This window comes from Sphingobium sp. YR768 (genome assembly GCF_900111125.1).
Taxonomy (GTDB): domain Bacteria; phylum Pseudomonadota; class Alphaproteobacteria; order Sphingomonadales; family Sphingomonadaceae; genus Sphingobium.
Window position 1 is genome coordinate 318,823 of the sequence record NZ_FOGE01000001.1, and the last position, 15,513, is coordinate 334,335.

Genomic DNA, 15,513 nt, shown 5'->3' on the forward strand with positions numbered 1-15,513 from the left:
AAACTTATTGCGGCTGCCGTTCGGGCGGCAGATCGAAACCGTCATCGTCGCGTTTTCGCGACTGGGTCAGCAATTCCACGTTCCGCTCTGGCCGGGCCTGGATGGAAGGCTGCATCAGTTGCGCCGCGGTCGGCGCCGTTGCCGCGCCGTTCGGCACGGCCGGCAGGCTCTGCCCCTTCAGCGGCTTGAGCGGCTGACGCCCGCCACAGGCCGTCAGCGCCAATGCCACCAACGCCAGACCGGCAAGCGTCCGCTTCTTCATGCGCCCAGTTCCTTCCTGGCATCTGCGATCCGCGCCCGCACCTGCGACGGCGCGGTGCCACCATGGCTTTGACGGCTGGCCACAGACGCATCGACTGTCAGCACCGCATAGACCCGATCGTCGATCCGCGCATCAATCTCTTTGAGCGTCGCCAGCGGCAACTGGTCGAGCGGCACCGCCGCCGCCTCGGCCGCTGCCACGGCGCGGCCGGTGATATGATGCGCCTCGCGGAAGGGAATGCCGCCTTCCCGCACCAGCCAGTCGGCAAGGTCCGTGGCGGTGGCAAAGCCGCTTTCGGCCAGCCCCCGCATCCGGTCGGTGCGGAAGGTCACCGTCTCGATCATGCCGGTCATCGCCGCGATCGACAGGCCCAGCAGGTCATGCGCCTCGAACACCGGCGGCTTGTCGTCCTGCATATCCTTGGAATAAGCGAGCGGCAGGCCCTTCATCGTCACGCACAGCGCGTTCATGCAGCCCATGATCCGCCCGGCATGGCCGCGCACCAGTTCGGCCGCATCCGGATTGCGCTTCTGCGGCATGATCGAGCTGCCGGTCGAATAGGCGTCGGGCAGCTTCACGAAGCCGAAGGGCTGACTGGCCCAGATGATGAATTCCTCTGCCAGCCGCGACAGGTGCAACGACGCCTGCGTCGCCGCCATCAGATAATCGAGCGCGAAGTCTCGGTCCGATACGCTGTCCAGGCTATTGTCGGTCGGCTTGGCAAAGCCCAGCGCCGCCGCCGTCATGTGGCGATCGGTCGGGAAGCCCGTCCCGGCCAGCGCCGCCGCACCCAGCGGGCATTCGTCCGCCCGCGCCCGCGCATCGGCAAAGCGGCTGCGATCGCGCCGCACCATTTCATAATAAGCCATCAGATGGTGGCCCAGCGTCACCGGCTGCGCCGATTGCAGATGAGTGAAGCCCGGCATCACCGCATCGGCATGCTCTTCCGCCCGCGCCACCAGCGCATGCTGGAGGCCGAGCAGTCCCGCCTCGACCTCATCGATGGCGTCGCGCACCCACAGACGGAAATCGGTCGCCACCTGATCATTGCGGCTGCGCGCGGTGTGCAGCCGCCCCGCCGCCGGGCCGATCAGTTCGGCCAGCCGCGATTCCGTGACCATATGGATATCTTCCAGGTCCAGATTCACCGGCACGCCGTTCGATTCATATTCGGCAGCGATAGTATCGAGTCCGGCGGAAATCACGTTCGCATCATCCTGCGAAACGATACTTTGTTGGGCCAGCATCGCGACATGCGCCTTGGACCCGGCGATATCCTGTTTCCACAATCGCTTGTCGAAGGGGATGGAGGCATTTATCTCACGCATGATCGATGCCGGGCCGGCCGCGAACCGGCCACCCCACATGCTGTTGGAGCCCTTCCCAGTGATCTCTTCTTCACGCGCGCTAATGATACTGCTCCTGCCTGCCGCTCTGGCGGCCTGCGATAGGCAATCCCCGCCCCCGGAGCAAGCCAATGCCGCCACCAGCGGCGAAGTCGCACCGGCATCGGGTGAGGCCGGCAAGGACAGCGCCTTCAACTATAGACTGGACCGCAGCAAGGCCGGCACGCCCGCGCCCGATTTCGCTTTTCTCGATCCGGATGGTGGCGAAAAGACACTGAAGGATTTTGCCGGCAAGCCGATGCTGGTCAATCTCTGGGCGACATGGTGCACGCCCTGTGTCGCGGAAATGCCCACGCTGGATCGGATCGCGGCGACCTATGGCCCCAAGGGTCTGGCCGTGCTCACCATATCGCAGGATAATCAGGGCCTGAAGGCGGTGAAGCCCTTCTTCGCCAAGCATAACCTGCCGCACCTGAAAGGCTGGGCCGACCCCGAAACCGAATTCGGCTTTAGCTACGCCACCGGCCTTCTTCCCACAACGGTCATCTATGATGCGCAGGGCAAGGAAATGGTGCGCGTGATCGGCGCGATGGATTGGGAAGGGCCTGAAGCCAAGGCGCTGATCGATGCTGCGATGCAATCCTGAACATAATTTGAAACTGCCAAAACGAATGAAGATAAAAAATCCGCCATGCCAGGCGATTGCAAAATGGCTTGCCTACGATACACAATCGTCAGTTGCACCATTACGCACATTGCCAATATCCTACCCTGATTTTCGTTAGAAATAATTGAGAAATATTGCACATTTGATTCAATTTTTTGCAGTGCGGTAGAGGATTTCACAGAACCGTTCGTCGTCCCCCCTTGTCATCGATAATGCATAAACAGGGGGCATGAATGACACGACTGTCCGCACTCAAACTTTCACTTATCCTCGCTTCGTCCTGGTCCGCTTGTGCGGTCGCACAAGAAGCACCGCAGGAACCACAGGCCGATCAGGGCGGCGACATCATCGTCACCGGCACGCGCGCCGTCGGCATTTCGGCGGCCGAATCGGCCGCACCGGTACAGGTGCTGAGCGAAGAAGCCATCAGCCATGTCGGCCAGCCAAATCTCAACCAGGTTCTGACCCAGATGGTGCCGGGCTTCACCGCCCAGACGCAGGGCACCGACCTGTCCAGCTTCTCGCTGTCGGCCCGCCTGCGCGGCCTGTCGCCCAACCACACGCTGGTCCTGGTCAATGGCAAGCGCCGCCACGGCAACGCCATTCTTCAGGTCATCTCCGGCGCGTTCCAGGGTTCGGCCGCGCCCAGCATCGACGTCATACCGCCCGACGCCATCTCCCGCGTCGAAGTCTTGCAGGAAGGCGCAGCGGCCGTTTACGGCACCGACGCGATCGCAGGCGTCCTCAACTTCATCCTGAAGGACCAGACCGACGGCGGCACGTTCAAGGTCACCGGCGGCCAATATTATGACAGCGAGGGCGAACTGTTCTCCGCTTCGGGCAATGTCGGCTTCAAGCTGGGCGAGGACGGTTACTTCAACCTGACCCTGTTCCACCGCCGCCAGGATTATACCACCGTCGGCAAGGGTCAGGTGCTCGTCACCAAGCAGGACGGCACGCTTCAGCCCAACGCACCGGCCCAATGGTCCAACCTCGCCGGCGACGCGCTGTCGGGCATCAATGGCGGCCAGCCCAAGACGAACCTGAACGTCGCCTTCTACAATATGGGCTATGATTTCGGCGGCGTCGAACTCTACAGTTTCGGCGACTATAGCCGCCGCGAAGGCTGGGCCAAGCAAGGCTACCGCCATCCCAAGCGCATCTGCTATGAAACCGGCAACACCGGCGGCAGCGTCACCCCGGCCGCCTATGATCCCGGCATCTGCTATGGCAACACCGGCGTCGTCGGCATGGTACCGCTCCAGCACGTGATCGAAAACGAATATAGCATCACGGTCGGTGCCAAGGGCGAATTCGGCGGCGGCTGGAACTATGACGTCAGCGGCACCTATGGCGCGCAAAAGGACGACATCTGGACGGAAAGCTCGGCGCATCGCGAAATCTGGCAGGAAAGCTACCAGAACCAGCTCAACGGCATTGGCACGGCGAACACGCCCAGCAGCGCCTATGACGGCGGCTTCAAGCTGGCCCAGACCACGCTGACCACCGACATCCGCAAGGAATTCGACGTTGGCATGGCGGCGCCGCTCACGCTGGCCTTCGGTGGTGAATATCGCAAGGATGAATATGAAATCATCGCCGGCGATTCCATCTCCACCTACAAAACCGGCGTTCAGTCCTTCCCTGGTTACAAGGCGAGCGACGCAGGCAAGTTCGATCGCAGTTCCAAGGCAGGTTATGTCAACCTGATCGCCAAGCCGATCGACGGCTGGAGCGTCGATCTTGCGGGCCGTTACGAAGATTATACCGATTTCGGCGACACGCTGATCGGCAAGATCACGACCCGCTACGACTTCTCGGACGCCTTCGCCATCCGCGGCACCGCCAGCACCGGCTTCCGCGCACCGACGCTTCAGGAACAGAAATATTCGACCATCAACGTCGGCCCGACCAGCGCCGTCGCACAGCTGCCGGCCGGCACCCCTGCCGCCGCGCTGCTGGGCTTCGGTCCGCTCGGTCCGGAAAAGTCGAAGAATTTCTCGGCCGGCTTCGTCGTTCGTCCAGTGCCGAAGCTTGCGATCACGGTCGATGGCTATCTTATCAAGATCAAGGATCGCATCACCGGCACCGCGGCCCGCAACGCCGTCCTCAACGGCGTAGCACAGCCCGGCGGCGCGGACATTCTGAACGCCCTGAATGCGGCGGGCATCGTCCTCGATAGCGCCCTCTTCACCAGCGGCACGATCGGCGTGCAGAGCTTCACCAACGGCGTCGATACCCGCACCTGGGGCATCGACTTCTCGGCTAGCTATCCTGTCGCGCTGGACTTCGGTTCACTCAACCTGTCGCTGACCGCCAACTATAACAAGACGAAGATCACCAACAACAAGCTGGGCTATCCGCTGTTCAACGCCGCATCGGAAAGCAATATCGAACGCGCCAATCCGGACTATAAGGTGGTCGCCAACGCCCTGTTCAAGAGCGGCCGCTTCGGCCTGAACCTGCGCGAAACCTTCTACGGCAAGACCAGCGTCTTGGTGCGTCCGGCTTTCACCTCCTCTGCCAACGGGTCTGTCATCATCCCGGACGGCGGTTTCCTGATCGCCGACGGCGCGCTGGTCAATGGGGTGAACGCTAACCAGCTTTACTTCAACGGGGTAGCCAAGGCAGCAGCCATTACCGACCTGGAAGTGAATTACGACTTCACCGACAATGTGACCTTCTCGCTGGGCGCCAACAACCTGTTCAACAAGAAGCCGGAAATCCCCAAGCTGCTCAAGGGCGTGGTCGTTCCGACCGGCGTATCGCCCTATGAAAATGGCTCTGGCTCCTACAGCGCCTCCTACGGCCACAGCGCCTACAGCACTTCGGGCGGTTACTATTACGCCCGCATCGACTTCAAGTTCTAAGCGAAGTCACGAAGGAAGGGTCGGTCCGGCAAGGACCGGCCCTTCATTTTTTAGAAGGGGGATAGCCATGAAAGCAGCGATTGCCGCATTGACTCTGGCCGCCATGGCCACCGGTTCGGCAGTGGGATCGGCTTCGGCCGCGACCGTCGAACACAAGCAGGCGCCCGGCGCCATGATCGCCAGCGCCGCCATCGTGCCGCCCGGCAGCACTTTTTATTATCTGTCCGGCGCTACCGCCGCGCCGATCAACCCGGCCGACACTGACAGCGCGGATGCATTTGGCGATACCGAGGTGCAGGCCATGTCCATCTTCACCAAGATGAAGGCGCAACTGGCCGAAATGGGCCTGACCATGGGCGACGTCGTCAAGCTGACCGTCTTCCTCGTCGGCGATCCCAAGCAGGGTGGGAAGATGGACCGGGACGGCCTGACCCGCGCCTACAAGAAATTCTTCGGCACCGCCGAACAGCCCAACCTGCCGACCCGATCGGCGTTTCAGATTTCCGCGCTCGCGCGGCCGCAGCAACTGATCGAGATTGAAGGCGTCGCGGCCAAAGCCCCCTGAGCCGTTCGGGTCGCACCGACGGACGAAGACAAGACAGGGGCCATAACGGCAGGGAATTGGGGGCGAGACCCCTGCCGCCACACTACTCGCCCGTAAAAACGGGAAGCCAGCATGACAGACAGCACAGCACCCAGCCGTCGCGACCTTTTAACCATGATCGGCAAGGTCGGCGGCGCTGCGGCCATGTATCAGGCGATGACCGCGCTTGGCCATGCCGCCGAAACCCAGTTCACCGGCCCGCCGGTGCTGAGCGGCGCGAAGCCCGGTGCCTCCGTCATCGTGCTGGGTGCGGGTCTGGCCGGCATGGCCGCCGCCTATGAGCTGCAAAAGGCCGGCTATGCGGTCAAGATACTGGAATTTCAGGATCGCCCCGGCGGCCGCAACTATTCGCTGCGCGGCGGCGATAGCTTCACCGAAAGCGACGGCACGGTGCAGAAGGTGCAGTTCGCGCCCGGCAACTATATCAACCCCGGCCCCTGGCGCATCCCGCATCATCACAAGGCGCTGCTCCATTATTGCCGCCAGTTCGGCGTCGCGCTGGAACCCTTCATCCAGCTCAACCATAATGGCTTCATCCATTCTTCCGAAGCCTTTGGCGGCAAGCCGATGCGCTACAAGGAAGTCGCAACCGACTTCAAGGGCCACACGTCCGAACTGCTGGCCAAGGCGGTGAGCGCCAAGGCGCTGGACGACAAGCTGTCTGCCGAGGACAAGGAAAAGCTGATGGAAGCGCTCCGCAACTGGGGCGTGCTCGACAAGAATCTGGCCTATACCAGCAGCCTCAAAGTGTCCGCCCAGCGCGGCTATGATCAGGCGCCCGGCGGCGGCCGCAATGGCGCGCCCACCCCGTCGCAGATCGCAAAATTGCAGGACGTGCTGGACCCGCAGGTCTGGACCGCCATGTCCTTCTATTTCAGCTATGTGATGCAGACGACGATGTTTCAGCCGGTCGGCGGCATGGACATGATCGGCAAGGCCTTCGCGAAGAAGATCGGCAAGATCATCACCTATAATGCCAAGGCGACGAAGGTCGCTCAGTCGGACAAGGGCGTGACGGTCAGCTACAAGGATGTCGCGACCGGCCAGATGCATGATGTCAGCGCCGACTGGTGCGTCTGCACCATTCCGCTGTCGATCATCAGCCAGGTCGATATGCAGGTTTCCCCGGCGCTCAAGGCCGCGATGAAGGCCGTGCCCTATGGCGGCCATGCGAAGATCGGCATGGAATTCAAGCGCCGCTTCTGGGAGGAAGACGACAATATCTATGGCGGTCACAGCTTCACCGACCAGACGATTACCCAGCTTTCCTACCCCAATGACAAGATGTTCGGACAAGGCCCGGCGGTGTTGCTCGGCGCGTTCGCCCGTGGGCTTGCCGGGTTCCAGATCGCCAGCATGACGCCGGAACAGCGCATCGAAACCGCGCTGAAACAGGGGGAAGTCTTCCATCCCCAATATCGCAAGGAGTTCCTCAGCGGCGTGTCCGTGCCATGGACCCGCGTACCGTGGATTTTGGGCTGCACGTCCGAATGGAGCGAGGAAAACCGCAAGGCGCATTACAAGAATCTGGTCGCGCTCGACAATCGCGTCGTTCTGGCCGGTGAACATGCCAGCTATTATGGCGGCTGGATGGAAGGGTCGATCCTGTCGGGCATCGACGCGATCACCCAGATTCACGAACGCGCGCAGGCGGCATAGAGATGCGCGGCACGATCCTTCGCCTCGGTCTGCTGACCGTGCTGGCCGCCGCGCCCGCTCTGGCGGATTCGCCCGGCGGCAGGCCCGCCAAGGTCGCGCTGCCCGACGGGGAACAGGTCTATAATCAGATCTGCGCCGCCTGCCATCTGGACAAGGCGCAGGGCTCGCCCGACGGCACCGTCCCTGCCCTTGCCCATAATGCCAAGCTGGCCGACCCGGATTATCCCGTCACCGTAGTCATGAAGGGTCAGGGCGGCATGCCCTGGTTTTCCGAAATGCTCACCCCAGCGCAGGTCGCCTCGGTCGTCGGCTACGTCCGCACCCATTTCGACAATGCTTATCCCGAACCGATCAGCGAAGCGGACGTGAAGCGCATCGCCGCAAAAGGAAGCGAAGAATGACGGATACCAGCTTCTCCCGTCGCATGCTGATGCGCGGCGCCATCGCGGCGGCCGGAGCGGCCAGCGCCGCCCCGGCCCTCGCCCAGCGCGGGCGCAAGGCCGCCCTGCCCGAAGACCCGGCCGGCATGGTGTCCACGCTGACCGACGCGGTCTATATCAACAGCAACGAAAATCCGCTCGGCCCCTGCGCGGCTGCGCTGGAGGCGTTGAACGGCCTCGACAAGCTGTCCGGCCGCTATGGCATGGCCTTCGCCGCGCAACTGGAGCGGCTGTTCGCCCGGCAGAATGGCCTGACGCCCGAACAGGTGCAGGTCCATCCCGGCTCCTATATGACGCTGCGCTCGGTGGCCCTGACCTATTCGTCACAGGACCGGCCGATCGCCTTTTTCGAACCGACCTTCGACAGCGGCTTTATGGGCAAAGGGAACAAGGTCGTGACCAGCGCCGTCCCCATCCCTCTGTCCGGCGATTTTCGCGGCGACCTGCGCCAGATGCTCGCCGCCGCGCCCAATGCCGGCGTCTATTATATCTGCAATCCCAACAACCCGACCGGCCTCATCACGCCCCGCGCCGACATCGAATGGCTGCTCGCCAACAAACCGGCCGGATCGGTGCTGCTGATCGACGAAGCCTATATCCATTTCAGCGACGCACCGTCCTGCCTCGATCTGGTAGCCAAGGGCGCGGACGTGCTGGTCACGCGCACCTTCTCGAAAATCTATGGCCTTGCGGGCCTGCGCTGCGGCCTCATCGCCGGGCGGAAGGATCTGCTCGACGGCATGGCCGATTATGGCGTCAACATCACGCCCATGCCCGCCGTCGTCGCCGCCGAAGCCAGCCTGCTCGACCCCAGATTGCTGCCGGATCGCAAGGCCTATAACAAGGCTGTGCGCGACGACCTATTCGCCTGGCTGGACCAGCGCGGCATCCGCTATCTGCCCAGCGAAGGCAGTTTCGCGATGATCCATGTCGGCCGCTCCGGCGCAGATGTCACCGCCGCGCTCGCCAGTCAGAAAATCTTCATCGGCGGCGCGCGCAAACATATGGACGACTGGGTCCGCGTCTCCTTCGGCACGCCGGCGGAAATGCAGGCGTTCAAACTCGCCTTCGCGAAAGTCATGGCATGACCCTGTCCCGCCGGCAGGCGCTGGGCGCGGCGATCGCGATCCCACTGGCGGCGCAGGCCGCCCGCGCGGTGACTACCCCGCCCAGCCTGCCGGACCGGACCAGCTTCGCGCCCACCCCCATCGCCTATCTGGACAGCGCCTCCACCCACCCGATCAGCCTGGGCGCTCGGGCGGCGATGGACGCCTATGTCGCGGGCCGCACGCTCGATCCCGCCGCCGCCGCGCGCAAGCCGGTGGATCGCGCCGCCACCATCGCCAAATTCGCCCGACTGGTGAACGCCGACCCCAACGAAGTCTGCTGGGTGCAATCGACCACCATGGGCGAACAGGCGGTGCTCCGTGCGCTAGGCTTCCCGCATCAGGGCGGCCGCATCGTCACCGACACCCTGCATTTCTATGCCGGCTTCCCCATGTATCAGGAACTGGCCAAGCAGGGCGTCGATGTCCACTGGGTGCAGGCCCGCGACGGCCGCATCGCCATGGAGGATATGGCCAAAGCCATCACGCCCGGCACGAAACTGGTCAGCCTCTCGCTCGTCTCCACCTATAATGGCTTCCAGCATGATCTGAAGGCCGTCTGCGATCTGGCCCATTCGGCCGGCGCGCTGGTTTATGCCGACATCATCCACGCCGCCGGGGCTGTCCCGGTCGATCTGCATGGCAGCGGCGTCGATTTCGCCGCCTGCGCCACCTATAAATGGCTGATGGGCGATTTTGGCCTCGGCTTCCTCTACGCCCGGCGCGGCGTGCTGGACAATCTGCCGCTCGCCGATTTCGGCTATTATGGCTTTGCCGCCCCCGGCGCGCCGCCGGGCATCGGCCTGTCGCCGCCGGCCACCCATATCTATCCCATGGACCCGCCGGGCGACACGCCGGTCAGCTACAGCATCCGCCCCGGCACGCTCGGCCATTTCGGCACCGGCACCTATGCGCAGGCGGTGGTTGCCGCGATCGACCATGGGCTCGACCATATCGGCGCGCTTGGCGTTCCTGCGATCCAGAGCCATGCCCAGAGCCTGATCGGCGAATTGCGACAGGGGCTGACCGGAAAGGGCTATCGCCTGATCACCCCGCCCGGCACCACCACGCCCATCCTGACCGCGCTACTGCCCGATGCGAAGGATCGCCTTGCCGACCCGTTGGCCAAGGCGCAGGTCCGTATTTCGCTGCACGACCATCATTTCCGCATCTCGCCATCGATCTTCAACGATGCGACAGATGTCCGCCGCCTGCTCGACGCCCTGCCTCGCGCCTGATTAATGGGAGACTATCCGATGAAGCGCCTTCTTGCCGCCGCCCTGTTGCTGGGCGCCACGCCTGCTCTGGCCCAGCCCGCCACCGCGCCGCAGCCCCTGCCGGCCAAACTGCCCTTTTCGCCCTCGATCCGGGTGGGCGACATCCTCTTTATGTCGGGCCAGATCGGCCAGGTGCCCGAAGGGATGGACAAGCATAAGGAAGGGTTCGACGCCGCCGTCAAAGGCGCGATGGATTCGATCGGCAAGATATTGGCGACCAATGGCCTGGACTATGGCCATGTCGTCAAATGCACGGTGATGCTGGCCGACATGGCCGACTGGCCGCGCTTCAACGCCGCCTATGTCCCCTATTTCGAAGGCAAGCGCCTGCCGACCCGCAGCGCCTTTGGCGCCAGCGGCCTGGCATTGGGCGCACCACTGGAAGTGGAGTGTATCGCCGCGTTCAAATAAGCCCTGTTAAAGGGGCGCGGCCTCCCGCAGGACCAGCACCGGCACGCCATCGCGAACCGGAAAGACCAGTCCTGCGGCATCAGACAGCAGCGCCTGTCGCACCGCGTCCCACCGCAGGGGCGTGCGCGTGACCGGGCAGACCAGTTTCGCCAACAGCCACGGGTCTATCGGCGCTGCGGCTTCTATCGTCGCATCACTCATTGCATCGTCGTCCCGCCGTCGCGCTCGATACGGCCGACGATCTGCATCAACTGGATGATCCGGTCGGCCCGTTCGGACAGCGTATCGGCCTCCAGCAAGGTCTGCTTGGCCGCCGGATCGAAGGGGGCGATCTGTGCGATGCCGTTGACCAGCGCGGTGTCATCCAGCCGCGACACCGCCGTCCAGTCCACGACATAGCCCAGCGCATCGGCGAAGCGCCGCGATTCCTGCTCCAGCGCGGCGCGCTCCACGGCGTGCAGCACTTCATCTTCCTGCGGCGCCTGCTCGACATCCGCCTCGATCTGGCGGAACTGGGTCGATACCGGCAACTCCCGCACCAGCCGGAACCGCGCCAGACCGGTCAGGATGATGTTGAACCGGCCATCCTCCAGCGCCTCGATATGGCTGACATGCCCCAGACAGCCGACATCGAACAGCGGTGGCACAGGCCCACCACCGCGCGGCTGGATCATCCCGATCCGCCGGTCCCGCGCCATCACGTCATGGATCAGCGCCCGATAGCGCGGCTCGAAGATATGCAGCGGCAATTCCATGCCCGGCAGCAGCAAGGCGCCGGACAGGGGGAATATGGAGATACGCGCGATCGGCACGGTCTTTACGAGAACAGGATCTGCGACAGCTTGCGCCGCTGCGCCGAAACCCAGGGATCTTCCAGCCCGACGGCCTCGAAAATCTTGAGCAATTGCGCCCGCGCAGCGCCATCATTCCAGGCCCGGTCGCGCCGCACGATCTCCAGCAGCGCCTCGGCCGCCGCGTCGCGATCCCCATTGGACATCAGCCCGCCGGCCAGTTCGAAACGCGCTTCATGATCGTCAGGGTCGGCGGCGACCTTCGCCTCGATGCCCGACAGGTCGGCAACCGGCTTCGCATCACGGGCCAGTGCGATGGCGGCGCGTGCCTGATCGATCGCGCCATGCTTGGCCACATCGTCGGGCAGCGCGGCGATCACCGCTTCGGCCTCGTCCAACTGTCCCAGCGCGACCAGCGCGCGGGCCAGCCCGGACACGACCTCGACATTGTCCGGCACCATTTCGGCGATCTGGCTGAACACCGACAAAGCACGATCATTCTCGCCGCCCGCCAGCATTTCCTCCCCCATGGCGATCAGCGGGGCGATTTCCTGCAACTGCGCCTTTTCATCCGATTCGATCGGCAATTGGGACAGAAGCTGGTCCAGATACTGCTTCAACTGCCCTTCGGTGCGCGCCTGGCTCAGGTCCGCGACCGGCTGGCCCTGAAATACGGCATAGACGGTCGGTATGGACTGCACGCGGAACTGGCTGGCGATGAAGCCATTCTCGTCGACATTGACCTTCACCAGCTTGACGCCCTTGGGCGCATATTCCTCGCACACCTTCTCGATCACCGGGGTGAGCTGCTTGCAGGGGCCGCACCATTCGGCCCAGAAGTCGACGATCACCAGGCTGGTGCGCGACGGATCGACCACATCGCGGCGAAACGCCTCTACCGCCGCCTTGTCGGCCTCGCTCAATCCCAGGGTCGCCACGCTCTAATCTCCTGCTGTCCATGCGGGTTCGCCCGCCACATAGACGGCAATATGGGGCGCGTCACCCTCCCGGTGCAAGGGAAAGGGTTCAGAAGCTATAGCCGACGCCGATCGCGCCCGCTCATTGGAAAGGCAGCCATGCGATCAGAGGAAATATTTGAGCCTGATCGCCTGCTCTACCGGGGCGCCGGCAATCGCAAAACTGGACGATTTGAAACTCGGCGCGCCAAAGCGGATCGCGGGATTGCGGGAAAACCCCACCCCTTCGCGCGGGATGCCGGCAAAAGTGTCCAGCTTCCCATTGCCATTTTCGTCGTGAATAATGGCAATAGCATAGGTGCCGGGCATGGCCTGCCCCAGCGTCACCGTTCCGCCTTTGGCAGGAACGATGAAATGCCGCTTGTCGGGGTCTTTGTTGCAATCGGGAAAATGGTCGGCCGATCGGGTGACGCACACCAATATCTGCCCCTTGGTCGAACGCAGCCCGTCGATCGCCATGGTCAGCGACTGGGGCTGCCCGGCCGACGCGGCACCGATCGAAAGAAACGCTGCCACCGCCAATAAACTATGCTTCACGTACGCCCTTTCGAAAAATCGCCAAGCCCCCGGTCCGTACCGCACAGGCGATCCCAGACGCGGAAATACAGGCCGTAATTGCAGGCATAGAGATCATGGTGCCGCTGATGATGGCTGGCCGTGATCAGCCAGCCGCCCAGCGGGCCGCGCACCAACCAACGCGGAAACATTTCCCAACCCATATGGTTACTCACACCCATGACGGTCATGATCGTCAGCACCAGTCCCAGCGCGCCGACATGGATGGGGATCAGGAAAACCAGCGCCGGGATGACGATGGCGCCGGTCAGCGCCTCCCAGGGATGGAAACTCATCGCCGCCCAGGCCGTGGGCGGGCGGCTGGCATGATGGACGGCATGGGCAATGCGGAACAGGCGGGGCCGGTGCATCCAGCGATGCGTCCAGTAGAACCATGTGTCATGCGCCGCCAGATAGAACAGAACCGACACAGGAAGCCACCACAGCGGATAACTGTCCACATCGCTGTATATTTTGGTCCAGCCCCGCGCTTGCCAGCCCCAGGCGACAACGCCGGCGGGCACGCCATAGATCAGCGCCGACAGCAGCGACCAGGCGATTTCCCGGCTCATCTGCCGCTCCAGCCCCTTGTAAAGGCCCGGCTGGCGAATGCGCGTGGCCAGCGCAAAGCCGCCACTCGCCAGCAGGTAGCGGACACCGACGATGGCCGTCATCGCCAGAGCAGACAGAAGGATCGCTGCGATCATGGAACGGCTATAGCCTTTGTCCGGCAGAATTGGTCGAGATTTCGTCCAGACGGAGCCGAAAAGCGTGATTTTCGAGTACCGGAGCGCAGCGTACTTAAAGTACGTGAGCACCGGAACGCAGAAAAGCGCGCTTTGCAGGCCCGTATGGGCGGAAGCTCGGCCAATTCTAAGTACGCGGTCGTGCCTGACGATAGCTACCCAGCTGCCGCACCCATTTGGTGTGGAATTCCAGTTCCGCCAGCGCGCGATCGACGGCGGGATCGCCCGGCATGCCTTCGATATCGCAATAAAATTCGGTCGCCGCAAAACTCGCACCACGCTGGTAGCTTTCCAGCTTGGTCATATTGACCCCGTTGGTCGCAAAGCCGCCCATCGCTTTGTAAAGGGCGGCGGGCACATTCTTCACTTCGAACAGGAATGTCGTCATCACCGGGCCGACATTGGCGGTCGGCACCTTGGGATCGCGCGCCAGCACCAGGAAGCGCGTCATATTGTCGTCGCTATCCTCGATATTTTCCGCGACCAGACGCAGGCCATAGATTTCCGCCGCCAGATAGGGCGCGATCGCCCCTTCGCCCGGAATCTTCTTTTCCGCCACCAGCGCCGCCGCGCCTGCGGTATCGGCATAGGCGACCGGCTGGATGCCACGTTCGCGCAAATAATGGCGGCACTGGCCCAATGCCTGCGGATGGCTGATCGCGCTCTTCACAGGCGCGGTATCCGGCGCCATCAGGCAATGGCGAATCCGCAGAAAATATTCGTCGACGATCGACAAGCCCGATTCGGGCAGCAGGAAATGCATGTCCGCCACACGCCCGTGCAGGCTGTTTTCGATCGGAATGATCGCGCGGTCCGCTTGGCCATTGCGCACCGCATCGATCGCGTCTTCGAACGCAAAACAGGGCAAAGGCACGCAGTCGGGCGCATATCCCAGCGCCGCCAGATGGGAGTTGGCGCCCGGCGCGCCCTGATAGGCGACGGCGCGGGCCGGATTGGCGGCAGCCTTTGCAGCAAGGTCGGCAACAATGGCGCGAGCGGGGGCGGGATAATTTTCCATGGACGTGCGCGCGCTTAGGATTTCCGCCCGAAACACGCAAGCGTTCGCATGCAATAGGGATGAACCCGGCTTGCGCCACCGCGTGTCCCCGATTATGGCAACGGTCAAGAGGGGGCGCGACTGACAGTCTCCAGAACAATAAACTAAGGGAAGTCGAGCGAGATGGGCGATCGTTTCAATACCGTAGCGGGCTGGGCTTTGTTTGCGGGGATCATCGCCCTTGGCGGTGCGATCGTCAGTTCGAAATATTTCCATGACGAACGGCCCGAAAAGATGGGCTATGCGATCGAAGGCGTCGAAGCGGAAGGCGAAGGCGCCGCCAGCGGCCCCAGCCTGAACAGCCTGCTCGCCAGCGCGGACGTTGCCGCGGGTGAGAAGGTCTTCGCCAAATGCGCGGCCTGCCACACCGTCAATCAGGGCGGCGCAAACGGCATCGGCCCCAACCTCTACGCCACGGTCGGCGAAGCCATCGGTCAGGGCAAGGGCGGTTTCGCCTTCTCCGAAGCGCTCAAGAGCAAGGGCGGCGAGTGGAGCTTCGAAAATCTCGATCACTGGCTCAAGAGCCCGCGTGAATTCGCCCCCGGCACCAAGATGACCTTTGCGGGCCTGGGCAATCCGGCCGACCGCGCCAACCTGATCGCCTGGCTCAATACACAGGGTTCCAACCTGCCGCTGCCCGCCGCCGATGCGGCCCCGGCGGCCGAAGGCGACAATGCAGCGGCGGGCACTGCCAGCAACGCGGCCGAAGCCCCGGCGGAAAATGCCGCCAACGCCAGCGAGTAAG

The 15,513-nt window shown here is 63.3% G+C and carries 17 protein-coding genes; 9 read left to right on the forward strand and 8 right to left on the reverse strand.

Translation table 11 applies throughout. The annotated features are described in order from the left end of the window. Positions 1-4 precede the first annotated feature (4 nt). The gene (locus tag BMX92_RS01520; RefSeq protein WP_093010758.1) at positions 5-262 is read right to left on the reverse strand and encodes a hypothetical protein; all 258 of its coding nucleotides are present in this window, start codon (positions 260-262) and stop codon (positions 5-7) included. Continuing rightward, on the reverse strand, positions 259-1,629 hold the full coding sequence (argH, locus tag BMX92_RS01525; protein ID WP_093010760.1) for an argininosuccinate lyase: 1,371 nt from the start codon (positions 1,627-1,629) through the stop codon (positions 259-261). Before argH ends, BMX92_RS01520 begins: the two co-directional genes overlap by 4 nt. A gap of 43 nt (positions 1,630-1,672) precedes the next feature. Between argH and BMX92_RS01530 the strand changes: the two genes are divergently transcribed. The 8 genes from BMX92_RS01530 to BMX92_RS01565 all read left to right on the forward strand — a co-directional run bounded on the left by BMX92_RS01530 (position 1,673) and on the right by BMX92_RS01565 (position 10,642). Continuing rightward, entirely contained in the window at positions 1,673-2,254 is a 582-nt protein-coding gene (locus BMX92_RS01530) for a TlpA family protein disulfide reductase (protein ID WP_093010762.1), read from the forward strand. Between the two features lie 254 nt (positions 2,255-2,508). Next, positions 2,509-5,145: a TonB-dependent receptor plug domain-containing protein gene (locus BMX92_RS01535; protein ID WP_093010764.1), complete on the forward strand. Its 2,637-nt coding sequence runs from the start codon at positions 2,509-2,511 to the stop codon at positions 5,143-5,145. A gap of 67 nt (positions 5,146-5,212) precedes the next feature. Beyond that, on the forward strand, positions 5,213-5,710 hold the full coding sequence (locus BMX92_RS01540) for a RidA family protein (protein WP_093010766.1): 498 nt from the start codon (positions 5,213-5,215) through the stop codon (positions 5,708-5,710). A gap of 111 nt (positions 5,711-5,821) precedes the next feature. Then, positions 5,822-7,408 carry a flavin monoamine oxidase family protein gene (locus BMX92_RS01545; RefSeq protein WP_093010768.1) on the forward strand — a complete coding sequence of 529 codons (1,587 nt, stop codon included), beginning with the start codon at positions 5,822-5,824 and terminating at the stop codon, positions 7,406-7,408. Between the two features lie 2 nt (positions 7,409-7,410). Beyond that, positions 7,411-7,809: a c-type cytochrome gene (locus BMX92_RS01550; RefSeq protein WP_093010770.1), complete on the forward strand. Its 399-nt coding sequence runs from the start codon at positions 7,411-7,413 to the stop codon at positions 7,807-7,809. Then, positions 7,806-8,936, forward strand: coding sequence for an aminotransferase class I/II-fold pyridoxal phosphate-dependent enzyme (locus BMX92_RS01555; RefSeq protein ID WP_093010772.1), 1,131 nt, complete (start codon positions 7,806-7,808; stop codon positions 8,934-8,936). Before BMX92_RS01550 ends, BMX92_RS01555 begins: the two co-directional genes overlap by 4 nt. After that, positions 8,933-10,192, forward strand: a complete 1,260-nt coding sequence (locus BMX92_RS01560) for an aminotransferase class V-fold PLP-dependent enzyme (protein ID WP_093010774.1) — start codon at positions 8,933-8,935, stop codon at positions 10,190-10,192. The genes BMX92_RS01555 and BMX92_RS01560 overlap by 4 nt, the downstream gene beginning before the upstream one ends. Before the next feature lie 18 nt (positions 10,193-10,210). Continuing rightward, positions 10,211-10,642, forward strand: coding sequence for a RidA family protein (locus BMX92_RS01565; protein WP_093010776.1), 432 nt, complete (start codon positions 10,211-10,213; stop codon positions 10,640-10,642). A 6-nt stretch (positions 10,643-10,648) separates the two neighbouring features. Here BMX92_RS01565 and BMX92_RS01570 read toward each other — a convergent pair whose 3' ends face one another. The 6 genes from BMX92_RS01570 to BMX92_RS01595 form a co-directional block, all read right to left on the reverse strand. After that, positions 10,649-10,843, reverse strand: a complete 195-nt coding sequence (locus tag BMX92_RS01570) for a Trm112 family protein (RefSeq protein WP_093010778.1) — start codon at positions 10,841-10,843, stop codon at positions 10,649-10,651. Next, positions 10,840-11,454 carry an LON peptidase substrate-binding domain-containing protein gene (locus BMX92_RS01575; RefSeq protein WP_093010780.1) on the reverse strand — a complete coding sequence of 205 codons (615 nt, stop codon included), beginning with the start codon at positions 11,452-11,454 and terminating at the stop codon, positions 10,840-10,842. Before BMX92_RS01575 ends, BMX92_RS01570 begins: the two co-directional genes overlap by 4 nt. A 5-nt stretch (positions 11,455-11,459) precedes the next feature. After that, positions 11,460-12,371 carry a tetratricopeptide repeat protein gene (locus BMX92_RS01580; protein ID WP_093010782.1) on the reverse strand — a complete coding sequence of 304 codons (912 nt, stop codon included), beginning with the start codon at positions 12,369-12,371 and terminating at the stop codon, positions 11,460-11,462. A gap of 144 nt (positions 12,372-12,515) precedes the next feature. After that, positions 12,516-12,869 (reverse strand): DUF2141 domain-containing protein, encoded by a 354-nt coding sequence (locus BMX92_RS01585; RefSeq protein WP_093011302.1) that lies wholly within the window; start codon positions 12,867-12,869, stop codon positions 12,516-12,518. Between the two features lie 74 nt (positions 12,870-12,943). After that, positions 12,944-13,672: a sterol desaturase family protein gene (locus BMX92_RS01590; protein WP_093010784.1), complete on the reverse strand. Its 729-nt coding sequence runs from the start codon at positions 13,670-13,672 to the stop codon at positions 12,944-12,946. A 166-nt stretch (positions 13,673-13,838) separates the two neighbouring features. Continuing rightward, positions 13,839-14,729, reverse strand: a complete 891-nt coding sequence (locus BMX92_RS01595) for a prephenate dehydratase (protein ID WP_093010786.1) — start codon at positions 14,727-14,729, stop codon at positions 13,839-13,841. A 162-nt stretch (positions 14,730-14,891) separates the two neighbouring features. On the opposite strand from BMX92_RS01595, the gene BMX92_RS01600 reads away from it, so the two are divergent. Continuing rightward, positions 14,892-15,512: a c-type cytochrome gene (locus BMX92_RS01600; RefSeq protein WP_093010788.1), complete on the forward strand. Its 621-nt coding sequence runs from the start codon at positions 14,892-14,894 to the stop codon at positions 15,510-15,512. The last annotated feature ends 1 nt before the right edge of the window (position 15,513 follow it).